The following is a 19,678-nucleotide window of genomic DNA, read 5'->3' on the forward strand; positions in this document are numbered from 1 at the left end:
GGTTCCCTCCGCCTCATGGGAGGGTTTCAGGCGGGGAGCGGCTGCAAGGCCCCTCCCCGTCGTTATGCTTGTGGCTCTCCCCGGAGGCCGGGGAGCAGGCCGGATCAGCCGACGATCAGCTCGGTCCACTTCTGGTTCAGCCAATCCGACTTGGTCTGGTAGAGATCGTAGCGCGGAATGATCGGCTCGATATCCGACGAGACGGCTGCGAATTCCTTGTCGGTCAGATCCGTAACCTCGCGCTTGACGGTCGGCGACGTTCCGACCTTGCGCGACAGCGTCGCCTGGATCGAGGGTTGGCACATGTAGTCGATGAAGATATGGGCTTCCTCGGACTTCTGCGAGGCACGCGACAGTGCCCAGCAACCGGAATCCTGAATGCCGCCTTCCTTCGGGAAGGTGGAGCGGACCGGGTGACCGTCGGCAGCAGCAAGGCCGGTGACGTCGTGATAGTACTGGCCCATCGGGATTTCGCCCGACTTCAGCGACTGCTCGAACTGCGCCTCGTCGCGGTACCACAGGCGAACGTTGGGCTTCACTTCGGCAAGCTTGTCGAACGCCTTGAGAAGGCCTTCTTCGGTGTCGAGCGCATTGGTGCCGCCGAAGAACGTCTTGGCCGTCACTTCGAGCAGGAACGAGTTGGAGACGAGCGCGAGCAGGCCGAGCTTGTCGGCGTTCGCCGGATCCCAGAAGGCGGTCCAGGAGGTCGGCGCTTCCTTGTAGACGTCGGTGTTGGTCACCAGCGTGATGTACCAGGAAACCGCGCCGATGCCGGCAATGCGTCCGTCCGGATACTTGTTGACGAAGCGATCAAGCAGGTTCGAGGCATTCTTGATCTTGGCGGTATCGAGCGGCGTCCAGAGATCGGTCGACTGGCCCTTCAGCATCGCGACCTGCGACATCATCGAAACGTCGGCTGGGGCCTGGCCGGCGCGGGCGGCCTGTTCGAGCTGGACGAGCCAGGCTTCACCGGTCGGTTCCGCGATCGACTCGACGGCAATGCCGGTCGCTTTGGTGAATTCCGGGAAGATGTTCTTGTCGAACGAATCCTTGAAGTAGCCGCCATAGACGCCGACCTTCAGCGACTTGTCCTGCGCGCGCAGGATCGACGGCATCGCCAGCATGGAGGCACCGGCAAGGCCGGCGCCGAGCAGCGTGCGGCGCTTGATGGAAGTGGTGATCATTCGCGTTCTCCTTTGTTTCGGCGGTGATCCGCCTTGTTCCCTGTTCTGTTTGATTTCTTGCACATTTTCAGTCTCAGTGCGCGGCTGTTTTGCGCTCCAGCATGCGCGAATATTGTGTCAGCGGATAACACAGCACGAAGAAGATCACCGCGACCAGCCCATAGACCGTGAAAGGTTCGAAGGTTGCATTATTGATCGCATTCGCGGTTCTGAGAAGCTCTTCGAAGCCGATGATCGAGGTCAGCGCCGTGCTCTTGATGAGCTGCACGAGGAAGCCGACGGCGGCCGGCCGGGTGATGGCGAAGGCCTGCGGCAGGATGACGAGCCGCAGTTCCTGCAACCGGTGCAGCCCGAGGCTCGCGCCGGCATCCCACTGCCCGCGCGGCAGTGCCTCGACCCCGCCACGCCAGATCTCGGCGAGATAGGCACTGGCATAGAAGGTCAATCCGAGGGCTGCCGCCGTCCACGGCTCGATGCGGAAACCGAGCATCGGCAGGCCGAAGAACATCAGGAACAGCTGCATCAGGAGCGGTGTTCCCTGGAAGAGCGCGATGTAGCCGGAGCCGAAGCGCCGCGCCCAACGGCGCTCGGAAATGCGCGCTGCAAGGACGGCAAGCCCCACTGCTGCGCCGCCGGCAAAAGCGACGATCGACAGCAGGATCGTCCACCGCGTAGCGAAGATCAGGTTGCGCAGGATGTCCCAGAAGGTGAACTCGATCATGACACGCCCGCTCCAAGCACGCGGCGCCCGCCGGCGACGAACAGCCGCCGAAGCGCCATCGACAGGCCGAGATAGATCAGCGTGACGACGAAATAGGTCTCGAATGAGCGGAAAGTGCGCGCCTGCAGCAGGTCCGCCTCATGCGCCAACTCCCGCACCGCGATCTGCGAGACGACCGCCGATTCCAGCATCATGATGATCACCTGGCTGGTGAGCGCCGGGAAAATCACCTTCAGCGCCTGCGGCAGGATGATCTTGACGAAGACCTGGCGGGGCTTAAGCCCGAGCGCAAACGCCGCCTCGCTCTGCCCCTTCGGCACAGCATCGAGACCCGCACCAACGATCTCGGTCGTATAGGCCGCCATATTCAGCGTCATGGCGACGATAGCCGCGACGATCGGGTCGAGCCGGATGCCGAGGCTCGGCAGGCCGAAATAGATGAAGAACAGCTGCACCAGGAACGGCGTGTTCCTGACGACTTCGACGTAGACGGCCACCGCCTTGCGCAAGACGCCATAGCGGCTGCGACGGGCGGCGGCGAAGAGAATGCTGATCAGGATGCCGAGCACCGTGGTGCAGGCGATCAGGAACACGGTCATGGCCGCGCCATGGGCGATTGCGCCCGCGGCGTCCTTGAGCCAACCGAAGCTGAGGCCGTAGCCCATCGTCGCAACCTTTCCTCAAGCGGGCCGCGAGGGGATTGCCCCCCGCGGCCACCGAGCTTGTTAGTCCTTGAGGTTGTCGGGGTTGAGCGGCGTCTTCAGCCAGGCCTCCGAGCTCGCGTTCAACTTGCCGTCCGAGAGCATTTTGGCAACGGAGTCGTTGACCGCCTTCTTCAGGCCTTCCTCGCTCTTGTTGAGGCCGATATGCGACGGCGAGGTCAGAAGCTGGAACTTCTGCTCCGGTTTCAACGCTTCCTGGCGGGCCAGAACCTGGGCGCCGACGTCGTTGCCGACGACCATCAGTTGTGTCTGACCGGAGATGAAGGCCTGGATCACAGCATTGTAGTTGTCGAAGCGCTGGATGTCGGCATTGGCCGGGGCCGCCTCGGTAAGCGAGGTGTCTTCCAGCGTGCCGCGATTGACGGCGATGGTCTTCTCGGCAAGGTCTTCCTTGCCGGCAACCTTCAGTTCCGCCGGGCCGATGACGGCGATGTAGTAAGGCGCGTAAGCCGCGGCAAAATCGATCACCTCGGCGCGCTCCTTGGAGAAGCCGACGCTCATCAGGATGTCGACGCGCTTGTCGTTGAGATAGGGAATGCGGTTCTGCCCTGTGACGCTGACGAGGTTGAGCTTGACGCCGAGATCATCGGCGATCTGCTGGGCGACATCGACGTCATAGCCCTTGATGCTCATGTCGGCGCTGGCCGAGGAGAACGGCGGGAAGTCGGAGAAGATGCCGACATTGATCTGGCCGGCGGACTTGATATCGGCGAGCGCGTCGGCCCTGGCGATGCCTGCGGCGGCCCCGAGCATCAGGGCGGCGGCGAAGGCTGTCTTCAGTTTTGCATGGACCATCATGGTAATTCCCCTACCCGGAAGCTTTGAGATTGTGCAGTCTGGTGGCCGGCCGCCGTTTCCGGTCCGGCAGCCGACGAACCCTTAGTCAGGTCTCAGGCGGACTTGCCCGTGATCGCCGGGCTGAAGACCATGAGGCTCAGGATTTCGAAGAGCACCTGCGCGCCCGCATGGGCCGTGTTGGTGGTCGAGTCATATTGCGGCGCCACTTCGACGACGTCGCCGCCGACGAGGTTGATGCCCTTGAGGCCACGGATCAATTCCAGCACTTCGCGGGTCGTCAGACCGCCGACTTCCGGCGTGCCGGTACCCGGCGCGAAGGATGGATCGAGGCTGTCGATGTCGAAGGACAGATAGGTCGGGCCGTCGCCGACGATCTTCTTCGCTTTCTCGATGATCGCGGGAATGCCGAGACCGGTCACTTCCTCCGCATGGATGACGGTCATGCCGGACTCGTAGGAGAACTCCCAAAGATATTCGGCCGAACCGCGGATGCCGATCTGCACGACGCGGGTCGGGTCGAGCACGCCGTCGAGCACCGCGTTACGGAACGGACCGCCATGGTGGAACTTGGTGAGGTCGTAGGCGCCGCCGGTGTCGCAATGCGCGTCGATGTGGATCATACCGACCGGGCGCTTCTTGCCGACCGCTTTCAGGATCGGGTGGGTGATCGAGTGGTCGCCGCCGACCGACAGCGGCAGCACGCCGGCATCGACGATCTGGTTGATGCGCTTCTCGATGTCCTCATGGCTGAGTTCCAGCCGGTAGCGGCTCTGGAACGGCACGTCGCCGATATCCGCGACGCGGAGTTCCTGAACCGGCGTGCAGCCGAGCACGTGGTTATAAGGGCCGATACGCTCGATCGAGCGCAGCGCCCGCGGTCCAAAGCGCGAGCCCGGACGGTTGGTGACGCCGAGATCCATGGGAATGCCGACGATCGCCACCTGCAGATTGCCGAAATCCGGGTTCTCCGCGTCGACAGGCATGTGCGGCGCCGTCAGGAAGGTCGGGATGCCGGAATAGGGCGCGAGACGTGTGCCGCTCTTGTTGAAGATCTTGTCGGCGACCTTGCGGAAGGTCGGGTCGAACAGCTCGCCGCCATGGCTTTCGCCATACTTTGCCTTCAGTTCGGCAAGCTTGTTGTCGTTCCAGGCCATCGATTCAATCCTCCGTCTTCCATAGCCTGAGGCATGCGCGCGAAGGCGCCACAGATATCTGTCTGCGGAAGGTGCCGGCTCGTCCGGCGCGTTCATGTTCCCCAGGCGTTTTCGCCTTTGTTGATGAATATTAGGCGGCAATTCCCCTAGAAAATCAATTGACATTGTTATAGCGTTTCGTGTGAGAAAAATTCACATCACAGCAACCGCCGGAACACCCCGATTTGTCCAGCCGCCTGCCTCCCCTCAACCCCTTGCGCGCCTTCGAAGCGACGGCGCGGCGGGGCTCCGTTTCGGCCGCGGCGCGTGAACTCAACGTCACCCACGGTGCGATCAGCCACCAGATCCGCGCGCTCGAACTTTCGGTCAAGGCGGCGCTGTTTGAGCGCGGCGGCAAGCGGCTGAAATTGACGCCGCAGGGCGCATTGCTGCTGCCGGCCGTCACCCACGCCTTTGCCGAAATCGCGGCGGCGACCGCAGCGATGACGCGGCCGACGACGAGCGGCGAACTGCGCATCACCTGCGTCCCGGCGCTGCTTTCCTTCTGGCTGATCCCGCGGCTGCACCTTTTCACCGAGCAATATCCGGACGTGCGTCTGACGCTGATCGCCTCTAACGACGAGGCGTATCTCCACTCGCCCGACGTCGACGTCTGCCTGATCTATGGCGACGGCAACTGGTCCGGCGCCTGGGCCAAGCTCTGGAGCCGTCTCGAACTTTTCCCTGTCGTCAGCCCGACCCTGCTCAACATGCGGCCACTGCGCTCGGTTCGCGACCTGCGCGACCACGTCATGCTGCATGGCGACGATGGCCGCGAATGGAACACCTGGCTTGCGGCGGCGGATGCCAGCGACCTGCAGCGCGGCCAGCAGCATTTCATGAGTGACGCACGGCTTTCGACCGAGGCCGCCCTGCACAACCAGGGCGTCGCGCTCGGCGATACGATTACCGCCGGCAGCCTGATCGCGCGCGGCGAACTGATCGCTCCTTTCGACCTGACGGTGCCCGCCAACGACGCCTTCTTCGTCGCCTGCCGCAACGAGGTGCTGGCGGCACCGATCGTGCGCATCTTCATCGACTGGATGTTCGAAACACTCGAAAGCGACCCGATGCCGGAACTGCAGACATCGGCGCGCACGATTATTCGCAGCCGCACCTCGAAATCCGAGCCGACAGATCGTAAATCGGAGAAGAACGGTTTTCAGCCGGTTTCGGCGCCGAGTCGTGCTCGCCGCACCGATCGTCCGCAGAAACGCAAAGCCAAGGCCTAACCCACAGGAACACCCGTCATGCCGCATTTCAACCCGCTCGTCGAAAAGCTCTCGCCGCCGCCCGTGCCCTCGGTGCTGGCCTGGGCGAAGTCCTACGATGGCTCCCGTGGCCCGCTGATCGACCTGTCGCAGGCAGTGCCCGGCTATCCCGCCCATCCGGACATGCTGGCCTGGCTCGGTGAGGCTGCAGCCTCAACCGCTTACACCGGCTATGGCGCGATCGAAGGCGAAGCGGAGCTGCGTGAGGCCTATGCGGCGCATGTCGCCGGCCTCTATGGTGCCGCGGTCGCCGCCGACAACATCCACATCACCTCGGGCTGCAACCAGGCCTTCATCTGCACGGCAATGGCCATTGCCGGCGCGGGCGATACGATCCTGATGACCAACCCCTATTACTTCAACCAGGAAACGACGCTGTCGATGCTCGGCATCAATGTCGAGCTCGTACCTTGCGATGCCGGCGCCGGCTTCCTGCCGGAGGTCGATGCAATTGCCGCGGCACTTCACCCCGGCATCCGGGCGCTCGCGCTGGTCTCGCCCAACAATCCGACCGGCGCCGTCTACCCGCCGGAGCTGCTCGCCCGCATCCACGAAGCCTGCCGTGCCAAGGGCGTCTGGCTAATCCTCGACGAGACCTATCGCGACTTCCTGCCCGATGCCTCCGCAGCACCCCACGGCCTTCTGGCAACCGAAGGCTGGCAGGATAGCTTCATCGGCCTCTACAGCTTCTCCAAGTCCTTCTGCATTCCCGGCCATCGCCTCGGTGCGATCACCGCCGGCCCTGCCGTCATCGAGCAGGTGACGAAGATCATGGACAACCTGCAGATCTGCGCACCGCGTTCCGCGCAAGCCGCCGTCGCCAAGGCCATACCGGCGCTTGCCGAATGGCGCCAGGCCAACCGCGCCGAGATCTCCGCACGCGCCGATGCGCTTAGGGATGTGATGAGCCGCCTGCCGAAGTGGAAGCTGCAGGCGGTCGGCGCCTATTTCGCCTATGTCCGCCACCCCTTCCCCGACATCGACTCGCAGTTCATCGCCGAGAAGCTGGCCAAACTCGCCGGAGTCGTCTGCCTGCCGGGCGATTACTTCGGTGAGGGCCAGGAGAACTACCTGCGCTTCGCCTTTGCCAACGCGGATGCCGATACGATCCGCAAGCTCGAGGAGCGTCTGGCGAACTTCACGCCGCCGGGTCTCTAAGACTTTGAAATGACGCAATTCCGGACGGAAAACCGTTTCACACTTTTCCTGGAATTGCTCTGAGGAAAGCGCGCGGCGTCATCCGCGCCGCGCGATCAGGATGCCGACAAGGACGATCGCGCCGCCGATCGCCTGCATCAGGCCGACGGGTTCGGCAAGCAGGATCCAGGCGAGGATCGCCGCGACCACTGGCTGCAACAAGAGGGTGAGCGACGAGAAGGCGGGCGGCAGATAGGCGAGTGCATAGGTGATCGCCACCTGCCCGCCGGCATGGCTGACGAAGGCGAGACCGAACAGCATCGCCCAGCCGAACGCGGTCGGCGGCAACAGCGTCGGCTCCGACAGAAGCACGATCGGCAGCATGCAGATGGCAGCCGAGGCCGTACTCCAGACCATGATCCTGATCGTGCTGAACAGGCTGCGCAGCCGGCCGATCGCCAGGATATAGCCGGCATAGAACATCGCGGCGACAACGGCGACGCCATCGCCCAGCAGATTGCCGTCACCAAGCGCCATCGGCCCGCCCTTGAGGGTGACCACACCGACGACTGCCGTCACCAGCCCGATGGCAAAGACAGCGCTGATCCGCGCTCGGAACAACAGCCAACTGGCAAGCGTCACGAAGACGGGCGCGAGATTGGCAAGCAGCGTGGCATTGGCGACTGACGTCTTCGTCAGCGCGTAGTGCCAGGCCGCAAGATCGATGGCGAGAAACACGCCGGGCAGAACCAGCAGCGCGTACTCGGAGAGCTTTTGCGGGCGCCGGTCGTTGGCGCCCTCACCGCGAAACCACGACCAGGCGAGAAGCGGGATCAGCGCCAGTGCCACCCGCCAGAAGGCCGTCGCCATCGGCCCCACCTCGGACAGCCGCACGAAGATCGGCGAACCGCCAATCGCAGCACCGCCGATGAGGAGGGCAGCCATGGCAAGGCGATTTTGGGAGGAAGCGGTGGCGGGTACTGGGGTCAAGGCAATGTCGCTATTCTGCTGGCGGGCGATCTTCGCGCCCTCGACAAGGCAGCTAACAGAAGACCGGCATCGGCGACAGTCGCAATAAATCGCCCACCCGAACAATGGCGGCCGCCCTGCGCAGACAGGGCGGCCGCCGATTTCTCCGTCTGGCAGACGCGATAACTCGTTTGTCAGGCCGCGTCGGGAACGTGCACGGTCTTCACTTCGAGGAAGTCCTCAAGGCCGAACATGCCACCTTCGCGACCGTTGCCGGACTGCTTGTAGCCGCCGAACGGGCTGCCGTAGCGGTGCGGCCCGCCATTGATGTGCACCATGCCGGCGCGCAGGCGTCCGGCGACGCGCTCGGCCCGTTTCGGGTCACCTGTCTGCACATAGGCTGCGAGACCGTAGTTGGTGTCGTTGGCAACAGCGATCGCCTCCTCCTCGGTGTCGAAGGGGATGATCGCGAGCACCGGTCCGAAGACCTCCTCGCGGGCGATGCGCATGTCGTTGTTGACGTCGGCAAAGATCGTCGGCTTGACGAAGTAGCCGGTCTCGAAGCCCTCAGGCTTGCCGGCACCGCCCACAAGCAGGCGCGCGCCTTCGGCAATGCCTGCTTCGATCAGCGCCTGCACCCGGCCGAACTGGATGTGACTGACGAGCGGGCCGATATGGCCGCCCTCTTGCGTCGGGTCTCCGACTTTCGCCTCGCGGCCGACGCGCTTGGCGATCTCAACCACCTGGTCATAGACGCTGCGCTCCACCAGCATGCGGGTCGGCGCGTCGCAGGACTGGCCGGAATTGTTGAAGCATTCGAGCACGCTGCCGGTGACGCGGTCTTCGAGATCGGCGTCGGCAAAGACGATGTTCGGCGACTTGCCACCGAGCTCCAGCGTCACGCGCTTGACGGTCTCGGCGGCATCCTTGCTGACGGCGATGCCGGCGCGGGTCGAGCCGGTGAACGACATCATGTCGATATCGGGATGCTTCGACAGCGCCGCACCGGCATTGATGCCGTCGCCGTTGACGAGGTTGAAGACGCCGGCCGGGAAGCCCGCCTCATGCACCATTTCAGCGTAAAGCATGGCGTTGAGCGGCGTGAACTCGCTCGGCTTCAAGACGCAGGTCGAGCCGGTCGCAAGTGCGGGCACCACCTTCAGCGCGATCTGGTTGATCGGCCAGTTCCAGGGTGTGATCAGACCGCACACACCGATCGGCTCGCGCAGGATCACGTCACCGTTCGGCAACCGGTCGCGGGTCTTCAAGCGCTTCAGTGCATCGATGAAGCCCTGCAGGTGACCAACGCCGACATCGGCCTGCTGTTCGCGGGTCATGGTCTTCGGCGCTCCGAGTTCCATGGTGATGGTGTCGACCATCTCGTCATAGCGGCGCTTGTAGACGGCAAGCAGCTTTTCGAGCAGCGCCAGGCGCTCCTCGACGCTCGTCTGGCTATAATTGGCAAAGGCCTTCTTGGCGGCGGCAACCGCTTGGTCGATATCCGCGGCCGTGCCCATGGAGATCACCGCAACCGGCTTTTCCGTCGCCGGGTTCAGCACCTCGAGATCGTTGGCGACGATGGGATCCACCCAGGCGCCGTTGATGTAGAACTTGCGTTTGTCGAGCATTCGCTCCTCCTTCCCGTCAGTTTGTCTTTTGTTTTTCGGCAAGCCATTCAAGGATTAGCGCTCGGTAACGCTCACCCGAAAAGCTCGGAAAATGTCCGCCGTGAACGATACGCACGGGTATCTTCAGCAGCCGTTCCATCGACGCCAGATAGTCGTCGGCATTGGAATGATAGGTGTCCTCGATCAGCGGGCCATCGTAGAGGATGTCGCCGGAGAACAGGATGCCGGTCTTCGCCTCGAAGAGCGCAATGCCGCCGGGCGAATGGCCGGGCGTGTGGATCACCTCGAAGACCCGGTCGCCGAGATCGATACGGTCGCCATCCTCCAGAAGCCGCGTCGCCGGCGCCGCCTTCACCGCATAGGTGGTGGAGGCGTAGGGCTCGGGCGGCAGCGCGTCGAAGATCTCGTCGGCGACGTAGGGGTCGGCGAGCGTGTTCTTGCGCGTCGGATGCGCCAGCAGTTCCGCCTCGGCCGAATGCACGCAGCGGCACTCGAACTCGTGATGGCAGCCGATATGGTCGAAGTGGGTGTGGCTGGCGACGGCGTCCAAGGCGCGTTCGGTGACGAGGGGCACCCATTGCCGGAGCGACACGACACCCATGCCGCTATCGACGAGCATATCGCGGTCGCGGCCGCGCACATGCCAGATGTTGCAGCGGTAGAATTCCTGGATATAGGGCTCATCGATAGCGGTGACGCCGTCGTCGAGCCGCCTCACCCGGTACCAGTCCTGAGGTGCAATTCTCTGCATCGTGCTACGCATGTCCACCCGTGGCGGGCAAGGCTACGACGTCGGCGGCGCGCACGGCAAGCGGCACAATCTCGCCCTCGCGCACGCTTGCCGATTGCGGCAGGTGCGCGACCAGCGCCCTCGTGTCCGCCGCACAGGGCTGCAGGTGGCAGCGGTAATGCGTGCCGAAGAAAGCGCTGCCGGCAACCCGCGCCTCACCAAGCGCCACTGTCGGACCCTCTGCCTTGTCGTCAGCGCGGAAGTGTTCCGGCCGGATGGTGAGCGTAATCCGGTCGCCGGTCTTCGGCGACGATGCGGTAAAGTTGCCGGTCGGCAGCGCCAGGCTGCCGAGCGGGGTTTCGACACGGGCGGAGCTGGCGTCCGCCGCCGCCACACGGCCGGAAACGAAATTGACCTCACCCATGAAGCCCGCCGAAAACAGCGAGCGCGGGCGCATATAGATCTCCGATGGCGGGCCAAAATCCTCGATACGGCCCTGGTTCATCACCACGATCCGGTCGGCGATCGCCATCGCCTCTTCCTGGTCGTGGGTGACGTGCACGAAGGTCGTGCCGACGCGCTTTTGGATCGCCTTCAGCTCGTCCTGCATCTGGCGGCGCAGTTTCAGGTCGAGCGCGCCGAGCGGTTCGTCGAGAAGCAGCACATCCGGGTCGACGGCAAGCGCGCGGGCGAGCGCCACGCGCTGGCGCTGGCCGCCCGAGAGCTCGTGCGGCCGCTTGCCGGCGGAAGCCTTCAGACCGACGAGATCGAGGAAACCGAGCGCCTTTTCGTCCCGCTCGGCCTTGGCAAGGCCGCGCATCCTGAGGCCAAAACCGACATTGTCGACAAGGCGCATGTGCGGAAACAGCGCATAGTCCTGGAACATCGTCGTCGTCGGACGCTTGGCCGGCGCCACATAGGTCATGTCCTGCCCCGCGATCGTCACGCGTCCCGCGCTTGGCGACTGAAAGCCGCCAAGGATCGACAGAAGCGTGGTCTTGCCGCAGCCGGACGGCCCGAGCAGCACGATGAACTCGCCAGCCCGGATATCGAGGGAAACGTTATCCAGGGCCGTGAAGGTACCGAAGATCTTGCTGACGTTTTCGATCGAGACAGGAGCGGTCATTGTTTCTTCGTCCTTCCGAACAGGGAAAGCTCAAGGATGAGGAGCACGGCGACAGAGGCTAAGAACACCAGCGAGCCGATGGCATTGGTCTTGGGGTTGAGGCCGGAGCGCAGCATGCTCCAGATCTCGACGGGCAGCGTCACGTCGAAGCGCGACAGCAGGAAGGCGATGATGAACTCGTCCCAGCTGAAGGTGACGGAAAGGAAGAAGGCAGCAAGGATCGACGGCATCAGCATCGGCGCCGTCACCAGCGCCATCACTTTGAAATCGTTGGCGCCGAGATCGCGCGCCGCCCGCTCGATGTTGATGTGATGATCCCCCATCGAGGCATAGATGATGGCAAAGCAGAGCGGCAGGTTGATCACCACATGGCCGATGCCGACCGTCATCAGCGACAGCGGGATATGCAGCGCGTTCATGAGCGACAAAAGGCCAAGCGCGATGATCAGGTAGCTGACCGTCATCGGCGCGATCAGCAGTCCCCTTTGCAGCGCCGAGCCGGGCAGCTTGTAGCGCGCGAGCGCATAGGCTGCGAGAAAGCCGAGCAGCACGGAGATGACCGAGGAGACGAGCGCCACGACCATCGAGTTACCAAGCGCTGCCATCAGCTTGCGGTCGGCGAAAACCGCCTCGTACCATTGCAGCGAAAAGCCGTTGAACGGCGGCACCGGCAGGCGACCATCCTGGAACGAGAACAGCACCAATACGGCAACCGGCAGGAAGATGAAGGCATAGACGAGGACGAGATAGGTCCAGGAGAGCACGCTTGCGGAGATCTGGCGCAGCATCGTCAGGCCCTCTCGATCTTCAGCCAGCGAGCGCAGGCGAGATAGGCGACGGTGACGGCGAGCATCAGCACGATCGACAGCGCCGCTGCCATCGGGAAATCCGCCCGGCGCCCGAGCTGCAGCATGATGATCTGCGGCAGCACCAGCTCGTTGTTGCCGCCGAGGATCTGCGGCGTGACATAGTCGCCGATGCAAAGCACGAAGGTAAGGAAGGCGCCGGTCATGATACCGGGCAGCGTCAAGGGCAGCACCACATGCCAGAAGGTCTGGAAGGCATTGGCGCCGAGGTCTGCGGCCGCGCGGCGGTAGTTTGGCGAAAGCTGGATCAGGTTGGAATAGATCGTCAGCGTCAAAAGCATGACGAAGAAGTGCACGAAGCCAATGACCGTGGCCGTGCGCGTGCTCGCCAGCTCCAGCGGCTCGGAGATAAGGCCGATGCTCATGAAGACCTGATTGATTACACCGTTCTTCGATAACACCAGCAGCCAGGAATAGGAGCGCACCACATAGGAGGTCCAGAACGGCAGGATCGCCAGGATCAGCGCCATGCGCTGCAGCCGCTTCGGCACGCGCTCGGCGATGATCCAGGCGAGCGGATAGGCGAGCAGCACCGAGATCACCGTGACGATAACGGTGATTTCGAGCGAGTTGACGAGCCCCCGGAACAGCGCGTTTTCGGAGAAGAAGCGGACGTAGTTGTCGAAGGTCCAGGCATGGACGATGTCCCGCCCTTCCCGCTTCCAGAGGCTCATCGCCGCCATGAAGGCGAAGGGCACGACGAAGAAGGCGACGGTCCACAGAAGCGCTGGAGCAACGAAGCCCCAGGCCTTGCGCCGGTCGGCGTCTTCAAGCGCTGTCGCTGATGTCAAAGCGGTGTCTGCCATTACCGTTCCAGATCAAAGGATTTCGGCGAGCGAAGAAGAAGGGCGAGCGCGACACATCGCGCCCGCTGCTTTCATTACTGCTGCAGCATTTCCGTCCAGGCGTCCTGGAACTGCTGGTCGAGCTCGGCCGACGGGATCGGATAGAGCTGCGTCTTCTTCAGATATTCGGCCTGCTGGTCGAAGCGCAGGGCCGCCTTCTGCTGGTCGGTCAGGTGTTCACCCGCCTTGGCATTGGCCGGCATCGCCCAATAGCAGGATGAGGTCGCAAGCCGCGCCTGGCCCTCGGGGCTCACGATGTACTGTACGAACTTCAGCGCCAGATCCTGCTTGGTCGAATCCTTCATCACGCCGATCGACTGCGCCCAGCGCACAGCGCCCTGCTCGGGGATGGTCCAGTCGAGGCTGGGCTTGTCGGCCGAGAGAACAGCGGTGATCCATTCGCCGCCGCCGACGAGAATGTCGACTTCGCCGGTCGCAAGCGCGGTCTGCGATGAGACGACGTCGCTCACCTGCTTGGAAACGGCCCGCATTGCCGCGAGCTTTTCCTTGATCGCCGGCATGTCCGCGTCGCTCAGATCGGCGGTCTTCTTGCCGAGGCCAAGCCCGACGAGACCGATCATCGGCAGATAGTAGTCGTAGAGCGCTATGCGGCCCTTGTATTTATCCGACCAGATAACCGAAAGGTCCTGCATGTCCTTTGGGTCGACCTTCGTCTTGTCGTAGGAAATCGTGTTGTAGCCGAACTTCTCGGTGACGGCGTAGGTCTTGCCGTCCTTGGTGTTGTTGGCCTCCATGCGCACTTCCGGGAAAATGTCGGCGGTCGGCAACGCATGGGCCGGCATTTCGGCAAGCAGATCAAGGTCGATGGCCCGGTGCACGTCGACGCCGTCGATCACGAGCACGTCCCAGTCGCCCGGTTGCGACTGGTCGAGGATCGAGAGCCCTGCCCCGGTACCCTCATAAACCTTGACGTTGACCTTCACGTCATTGGCCTTCTCGAACGGCTCAAGAAGCGCCGGATCGGTGTGGTCGCACCAGACGAGCGCATTGAGCTCTTCCTGGGCAAAGACCGGCGCGGGGGCCGCGACCGTCGACAGAGCGGCGATCGCGATTGCGGCCGTGGAGGAGAAAAAACGGCGCAGGCGCGCACCGTCACGAACTGACTGCATCATGCTGTTGCCCTCTTGTTTTGACGCTCGTTTCGGCGTCTTCAAAAAAAGATTGAATGAATTCATTTTTTAAGTCAATCTCAATTTTGAACCAATTCATAATTCGGGGAAACACTGGAATGACAGGGCTGCGCGCACGGCAAAAGGCGGATCGCAACAGGCGAATTCTCGACGCCGCCGCCGTGCTTTTTCGCGAAGTCGGCTACGACAGCGCACGCATCGAGGACATTGCCGAGCGCGCCGAAATTTCGGTCGGAACCTTCTACAACTACTATGAAAACAAGGGCGACATCCTGCTTGCGACCGTGTCGATGGAAGTCGAGGAAGTGCTCGCCGGCGGCGGATCGATCGTCGACAACCCGCCCGCCTCCGTCATGGGCGCCTTGGACGCGCTGATCGGCGAATACTACGATCACTCGCTCTACTATCTCAGCAAGGAGATGTGGCGCACCGCGATGGCGATCGCCATCCAGCAGCCGGAGAGCCCGTTCAGCAAGCGCTACACCGAACTCGATCGTCGGCTATGCGAGCAGGTTTCGACGCTGATCCGCAAACTTCAGGCCAAGGGCGTCGTCGCACTTGATGTCGATGCCGAGGCGGTCGGCGAGATGTTCTTCAACAATCTCAACATGATGTTCACCGAGTTCGCGAAGCGCGAAACCATGTCGCTCGACGATCTCAAAGCGCGCGTCTCACGCCAGAACCGCCCGCTGGCGACGCTCATTGCAGTGCGCTGACCATCACGAAGACCACCGGAGCAGTCTGCTTCCGGATAAAGAGGGAACCCCATGAAAGATCTCGAACAGTCGGTGCTTCAGGCCGCCGACCAGCTGGTTGCCGCTTTCGCCAGGCATGACCGGACAGCCTATTTCTCCGCGTTCGCGCCGGATGCGACCTTCATCTTCCACACGCTCGACCGACCGCTGAAAAGCAGGGCGGAGTACGAGGCCGAGTGGTCGCTTTGGGAGGAACGGGACGGTTTTCGCGTGCGCGCCTGCCGGTCGAGCGAGCGAAATGTGCAGACGGTGGGCAATGTCGCGGTCTTCACCCACCGGGTCGAGACCGAACTGGAATTCAATGGAGAGCCCGCAACCGCGGACGAACGGGAAACGATCGTGTTCGAGCGGAAATCGTCAGGAGAGTGGCTTGCCGTGCACGAGCATCTGTCACGGCAAAGCTGAGGCAGCCGTCAGAAGGCGCCGACGACGACGGCGCTGACGAAAGAGAAGGCGGCAACGATGGCAATTGCGTGCGGAACGAGATGAACATGTGAGCGGCGTTGCGGTGTGGTCCCGTAGAGTGCGTAGCGGGACTGGATCATCGGTTTCGCTGCGTTCATCGCGTCTCTCCGTTCCTGCGAGGGCCACGGCCCATCGACTGTCTTGTTCTCCTATATTTTCCATTGAGTTTGTAGATATTAAATTCCGCAAATCGCATAAATCGTAAAAAATCGGTTCGCCGCCATCGCGCTCATCAATGGCGGTTGCGGTCGCGGTCCTGAAGATGCTTCGCCCAGGTTTCGCTGAACCATGGGGTGAGCAGCGAAACGTCGGAGGCACGATGCGAGCCTTTGAGCGCGCTATCCGTTTCGACGCAGGTCCAGACGGTGAAAGCGGTGAGCTCATGTTTGCCGAAGGTCTGGATCAGCGGAATGTCGGCGGCATCACGGCCGCGGGCAACCGCGATGCGCCCCGCCCGCCGCTGGTTGTTCTTGGCGTCGAACGTATGCCAGCGATCGCCGAGATAGACCTCGAACCAGGCATTGAAATCCATCGGCGCAGGATGTTCGCTCGCGGGGATATCGGCCATATAGCCGTTCACGTAGCGCGCCGGCATGTTCATGCAGCGACAGAGGGTGATCGCCAGATGGGCGTAGTCGCGGCTGACACCGACGCGATCCTCATGCGCCTCGAGTGCCGTGCGCATCGCCTGCGCATAGCCGTAGCTGAAAACGAGGCGTTCATGGACATAATCGCAAATCGCCTGGACGCGCTCCCAGCCGGCTGGCACATCGCCGAACAGACGCCAGGCAAGCGCGCCAAGCCGGTCCGTTTCGCAGTAGCGGCTGGCTGCAAGATAAGGCAGCCACTCGGCGGGCAGGTTCTCGACCGGCACCGCATCCGCCAATGGGTCCGTGGCGTCGAGCCTGCCGTCATCCTCTATCACCGCATCATAGCAGAGCTTGAAATCGCCCTCGGGCACAGTCATCCGGAAGCAGGTGTTGCCATGCGGATCAGTGATCTGCTCCATCTTCACGATCGGCGAAGAGACTGGACCATGCTCGCGCCGCAGGCATGAGCGCCGTTCCGGCACGACGGAAAGATAGGTCATCATCGGGGTCGGCTGCGGGCAACGAATGCCGATTTCATAGCCAAAGCGCACGAACATCGCGAGGTCTCCCAGGAAATCAATCGGGAGCGACAGGCTCCCCGTTTGCTTGCCCGCAGCGACAGGCGGGCGATCCTTGGTGACCGATTCAGCAAGCGCCAGATGCGGGCGGTCACAGGGCAGAGACGCAAAGGCCCACTTTGAGACGGCGGACCCCTGCCGCAGAAGGTCGATACTATCGCATCGCCAATCAGGACGGAAACACATTCGACGCGAGATCGACCGCGGACCGCCGCCGAGACGGCGGTCCGCCCGGCCAAAACGCCGCTGCGCGCGGATTGTTCCTAGAGCCCGGCCGCGTCCTTGAACTGGTACCACCAGGAACCGATGGTGGAATACTGCGCCCGGAACATGCGCCCGCCCGGGAACGGATACCAGGGCAGCTTCTCGAAGACATCATAACGCGTGGTGTCGCCGTCGATCGCCTCGGCGAGCGTGCGGCCGAAGAGGTGCGAACCGGTAACGCCGTGGCCGCTATAGCCATGGGCGAAATAGGTGTTGGAGCCGATGCGCCCCATCTGCGGCACGCGGGTGAAGGAGAGCGCGAAATTGCCGCTCCAGGCATACTCGATCTTCACGCCCTTGAGCGCGGGGAACACCTTTTCGAGATTGGGCTTCAGCTTGGCGACCACGTCGGCCGGATCGGTTCCACCATAGACGGTACCGCCACCGAAGATCATGCGCTTGTCGGCCGAGAGCCTGAAATAGTCGAGGATATAGCGCACGTCCTCGACGCACATGTCGCTCGGGATCAGCGAATGGGCAAGCTCTTCGCCGAGCGGCGCCGTGGTGATCATCTGCGTCGAAACCGGCATGACGCGCGAGACGAGCTTCGGCACGGCATCGCCGAGATAGGCATTGCCGCAGAGAACGACGATGCGCGCCGAAACCTCGCCGCCTTCAGTATAGACGGTCGGCCGCGCCGCCTCGTGGTCGACACGTGTCACCGGCGACTGTTCGTAGATCGTGCCGCCAATGCTTTCGAAGGCACGGGCCTCGCCGAGTACCAAATTGAGCGGATGCATGTGGCCGCCGGTCGTGTCCAGCATGCCGCCGCAATAGGCATCCGACTTGACGAGCTTGGCGAGCGCGTCACGGTCGAGCAACTGGTGATCGTCCATGCCGTATTTGCGCCAGAGCGCCTGCTTGGCTTCGAGCTCCTTCATATGCGCCGGCGTATAGGCGGCGTAGATATTGCCCGGCTTCAGGTCGCATTCGATCTGGTACTGGCTGACGAGGCGGCGGATGATCTTGCCGCCCTCCTGCACCAGCCCGCCGATGAAGCGCGCCGCATCCTCGCCGTAGCGGCGCTGGATGGTCGCGAGACTGGCATTGAGGCCGTTGACCACCTGACCGCCGTTGCGGCCCGAAGCGCCCCAGCCGACCTGCGCGCCCTCGATGACGACGACCTTGTAGCCTTTTTCGGCAAGGTGGATCGCCGTCGACATACCGGAATAGCCGGCGCCGACGACGCAGACATCGGCCTCGACCCGGCCCTGCAGCCGGACCGGCGTGCGGATGATGTTGCGGGAGGCGGCGTAGTAGCTGGTCGGGTAGCTGCCGTCACCGGCATAGGATTTCTGTTTGGTAAGCATCAGACGATTTCCAGATAGGCGCTGAATTCGTAGTCCGTGACCTGCTCGGCAAAGCCCGCGATTTCCTGGCGTTTGCAGGCGATCAGCATCGAGCGCAGCACGGGATCGAAGATTTCGGCGGCAATCGGTCCTGCCTCGAAGCTGTCGACCGCTTGCCCCCATTCCGAGGGAATTTTGGGCAGTTTCTCCGCTGCATAGGCCCGACCCGAAACCGGCGCCGGCGGCTTCCACTTGTTGCGGATGCCGACCAGGGCAGCACCGAGGATCGCGGCGATGACGAGATAAGGATTGGAGTCGGCACCGGCGACGCGGTGCTCGATACGCCGCGCGGCAGGATTGCCGCCGGGAATACGGATGGCCGAGGTACGGTTCTCGTAACCCCAGCAGACGGCGGTTGGCGCGTGCGTATCCGGCCGAAGTCGCCGGTAGGAATTGAAATGCGGCGCAAACAGCAGCGTCGTCTCGGCCATGCCGCGCAGTAGACCGGCGACGGCGTTCTTCAGCATCGGCGAGCCCTCGTCGCTGCCGTCGTTGAAGACGTTGTTGCCCTCCTCGTCGAGCAGGCTGAAATGGATATGCATGCCATTGCCGGAACGGGTGCCATAGGGCTTGGCCATGAAGGTCGCGGCGAGCCCATGCTTGCGCGCCACGCCCTTGACAATGCGCTTGAAGAAGATCGCGTCGTCGGCCGCCTTCAGCGGGTCGTCGGTGTGGAGCAGGTTGATTTCGAACTGGCCGATGCCGTTCTCGGCGATCGCCGCATCCGCCGGCACGTTCTGCCGGGCGCATTCCTTGTAGACGTCGGAAAAGAACTCGCCGAAATCGTCGAGTTCGTCGATCGAGAGGATCGCATCGGAATCGAGACGTTTGCCGGTATAGGGCGAGATCGGCGGCACTGCGCTGTCCGGCTCCGGGTCGATCAGGTAAAACTCCAACTCGGTCGCGACGACGGGGCGAAGGCCGAGCTCCTTGTACTCACGCACGACCGCCGCAAGGGCCTGGCGCGGATCGGCGAGAAACGGCTTGCCGTCCTCAAGCTGCAGCCAGAGCGGCACCAGCGCGCTCGGCCGCGAGGTCCAGTTGACCGGCAGCGCGCCGCGGCCGGTGACACCGCAGATGCCGTCGCGGTCGCCGCTCGCAAACACCTGCTCGCTGTTGATGATGTCCTCGCCCCAGACGTCCACACCGACGATCGAGAGCGGCATGCGGATGCCGCCGCCGAGCACCTTGCCCGCCTGCTCCACTGGCACGCGTTTGCCCCGCATGATGCCGTTGAGGTCGCAGACGACGGCCTGGATGCTTTCGATCGGCCCGTTCTGCTCGAGCCATGCCTTGAATGCGCTGGGATCTTCCGCGTCGAGCGACATATCGCAAA

General features: G+C 63.0%; 20 protein-coding genes. 4 read left to right on the forward strand and 16 right to left on the reverse strand.

Annotation, left to right across the window (positions count from 1 at the left end; genetic code table 11):
• Window positions 1–104: 104 nt before the first annotated feature.
• From AC3WVQ_RS14030 to speB, 5 genes are all read right to left on the reverse strand, one after another.
• A complete protein-coding gene (locus AC3WVQ_RS14030) occupies window positions 105–1,184 on the reverse strand; it encodes an ABC transporter substrate-binding protein (protein WP_034798862.1) in 1,080 nt (359 codons plus the stop codon).
• 73 nt (window positions 1,185–1,257) lie between these two features.
• Window positions 1,258–1,905, reverse strand: coding sequence for an amino acid ABC transporter permease (locus tag AC3WVQ_RS14035; protein WP_034798864.1), 648 nt, complete (start codon window positions 1,903–1,905; stop codon window positions 1,258–1,260).
• Window positions 1,902–2,570: an amino acid ABC transporter permease gene (locus tag AC3WVQ_RS14040; RefSeq protein ID WP_034798866.1), complete on the reverse strand. Its 669-nt coding sequence runs from the start codon at window positions 2,568–2,570 to the stop codon at window positions 1,902–1,904. The genes AC3WVQ_RS14035 and AC3WVQ_RS14040 overlap by 4 nt, the downstream gene beginning before the upstream one ends.
• A 60-nt stretch (window positions 2,571–2,630) precedes the next feature.
• Window positions 2,631–3,425, reverse strand: coding sequence for a transporter substrate-binding domain-containing protein (locus AC3WVQ_RS14045; RefSeq protein ID WP_492382802.1), 795 nt, complete (start codon window positions 3,423–3,425; stop codon window positions 2,631–2,633).
• Between the two features lie 92 nt (window positions 3,426–3,517).
• Window positions 3,518–4,579: an agmatinase gene (gene speB, locus AC3WVQ_RS14050; RefSeq protein ID WP_034798870.1), complete on the reverse strand. Its 1,062-nt coding sequence runs from the start codon at window positions 4,577–4,579 to the stop codon at window positions 3,518–3,520.
• A 224-nt stretch (window positions 4,580–4,803) separates the two neighbouring features.
• Between speB and AC3WVQ_RS14055 the strand changes: the two genes are divergently transcribed.
• Both AC3WVQ_RS14055 and AC3WVQ_RS14060 read left to right on the forward strand, forming a co-directional pair.
• Entirely contained in the window at window positions 4,804–5,850 is a 1,047-nt protein-coding gene (locus AC3WVQ_RS14055) for a LysR substrate-binding domain-containing protein (RefSeq protein WP_034798872.1), read from the forward strand.
• An 18-nt stretch (window positions 5,851–5,868) separates the two neighbouring features.
• Window positions 5,869–7,047, forward strand: coding sequence for an aminotransferase (locus tag AC3WVQ_RS14060; protein WP_090298268.1), 1,179 nt, complete (start codon window positions 5,869–5,871; stop codon window positions 7,045–7,047).
• A gap of 78 nt (window positions 7,048–7,125) precedes the next feature.
• Here AC3WVQ_RS14060 and AC3WVQ_RS14065 read toward each other — a convergent pair whose 3' ends face one another.
• The 7 genes from AC3WVQ_RS14065 to AC3WVQ_RS14095 all read right to left on the reverse strand — a co-directional run bounded on the left by AC3WVQ_RS14065 (window position 7,126) and on the right by AC3WVQ_RS14095 (window position 14,320).
• Window positions 7,126–7,971, reverse strand: coding sequence for a DMT family transporter (locus tag AC3WVQ_RS14065; protein WP_090298271.1), 846 nt, complete (start codon window positions 7,969–7,971; stop codon window positions 7,126–7,128).
• Window positions 7,972–8,189: 218 nt separating this feature from the next.
• Window positions 8,190–9,623 carry an aldehyde dehydrogenase family protein gene (locus AC3WVQ_RS14070; protein ID WP_090298273.1) on the reverse strand — a complete coding sequence of 478 codons (1,434 nt, stop codon included), beginning with the start codon at window positions 9,621–9,623 and terminating at the stop codon, window positions 8,190–8,192.
• Window positions 9,624–9,639: 16 nt separating this feature from the next.
• The gene (locus AC3WVQ_RS14075; RefSeq protein WP_090298276.1) at window positions 9,640–10,374 is read right to left on the reverse strand and encodes an MBL fold metallo-hydrolase; all 735 of its coding nucleotides are present in this window, start codon (window positions 10,372–10,374) and stop codon (window positions 9,640–9,642) included.
• A 4-nt stretch (window positions 10,375–10,378) separates the two neighbouring features.
• Complete coding sequence (locus tag AC3WVQ_RS14080; protein WP_090298282.1) at window positions 10,379–11,479, reverse strand: ABC transporter ATP-binding protein; 1,101 nt, start codon at window positions 11,477–11,479, stop codon at window positions 10,379–10,381.
• Window positions 11,476–12,267, reverse strand: a complete 792-nt coding sequence (locus AC3WVQ_RS14085) for an ABC transporter permease (protein ID WP_034798882.1) — start codon at window positions 12,265–12,267, stop codon at window positions 11,476–11,478. Before AC3WVQ_RS14085 ends, AC3WVQ_RS14080 begins: the two co-directional genes overlap by 4 nt.
• Window positions 12,268–12,269: 2 nt before the next feature.
• Window positions 12,270–13,151, reverse strand: a complete 882-nt coding sequence (locus AC3WVQ_RS14090; protein WP_110819504.1) for an ABC transporter permease — start codon at window positions 13,149–13,151, stop codon at window positions 12,270–12,272.
• Between the two features lie 74 nt (window positions 13,152–13,225).
• Complete coding sequence (locus AC3WVQ_RS14095) at window positions 13,226–14,320, reverse strand: ABC transporter substrate-binding protein (protein WP_110819531.1); 1,095 nt, start codon at window positions 14,318–14,320, stop codon at window positions 13,226–13,228.
• Window positions 14,321–14,439: 119 nt separating this feature from the next.
• Here AC3WVQ_RS14095 and AC3WVQ_RS14100 point away from each other — a divergent pair, with 119 nt between their 5' ends.
• Window positions 14,440–15,057: a TetR/AcrR family transcriptional regulator gene (locus tag AC3WVQ_RS14100; protein ID WP_089045837.1), complete on the forward strand. Its 618-nt coding sequence runs from the start codon at window positions 14,440–14,442 to the stop codon at window positions 15,055–15,057.
• 51 nt (window positions 15,058–15,108) lie between these two features.
• Window positions 15,109–15,501 carry a YybH family protein gene (locus tag AC3WVQ_RS14105; protein WP_090298288.1) on the forward strand — a complete coding sequence of 131 codons (393 nt, stop codon included), beginning with the start codon at window positions 15,109–15,111 and terminating at the stop codon, window positions 15,499–15,501.
• A gap of 8 nt (window positions 15,502–15,509) precedes the next feature.
• Here AC3WVQ_RS14105 and AC3WVQ_RS14110 read toward each other — a convergent pair whose 3' ends face one another.
• The 4 genes from AC3WVQ_RS14110 to AC3WVQ_RS14125 all read right to left on the reverse strand — a co-directional run bounded on the left by AC3WVQ_RS14110 (window position 15,510) and on the right by AC3WVQ_RS14125 (window position 19,670).
• A complete protein-coding gene (locus tag AC3WVQ_RS14110; protein WP_034798890.1) occupies window positions 15,510–15,659 on the reverse strand; it encodes a hypothetical protein in 150 nt (49 codons plus the stop codon).
• 134 nt (window positions 15,660–15,793) lie between these two features.
• On the reverse strand, window positions 15,794–16,708 hold the full coding sequence (locus tag AC3WVQ_RS14115) for a transglutaminase-like domain-containing protein (RefSeq protein ID WP_034798891.1): 915 nt from the start codon (window positions 16,706–16,708) through the stop codon (window positions 15,794–15,796).
• 284 nt (window positions 16,709–16,992) lie between these two features.
• Complete coding sequence (locus AC3WVQ_RS14120; RefSeq protein ID WP_162731807.1) at window positions 16,993–18,306, reverse strand: NAD(P)/FAD-dependent oxidoreductase; 1,314 nt, start codon at window positions 18,304–18,306, stop codon at window positions 16,993–16,995.
• A complete protein-coding gene (locus AC3WVQ_RS14125) occupies window positions 18,303–19,670 on the reverse strand; it encodes a glutamine synthetase family protein (protein WP_034798892.1) in 1,368 nt (455 codons plus the stop codon). The genes AC3WVQ_RS14120 and AC3WVQ_RS14125 overlap by 4 nt, the downstream gene beginning before the upstream one ends.
• Between the last annotated feature and the right edge of the window lie 8 nt (window positions 19,671–19,678).

Source organism: Ensifer sp. EB106-05-01-XG146 (assembly GCF_058791875.1).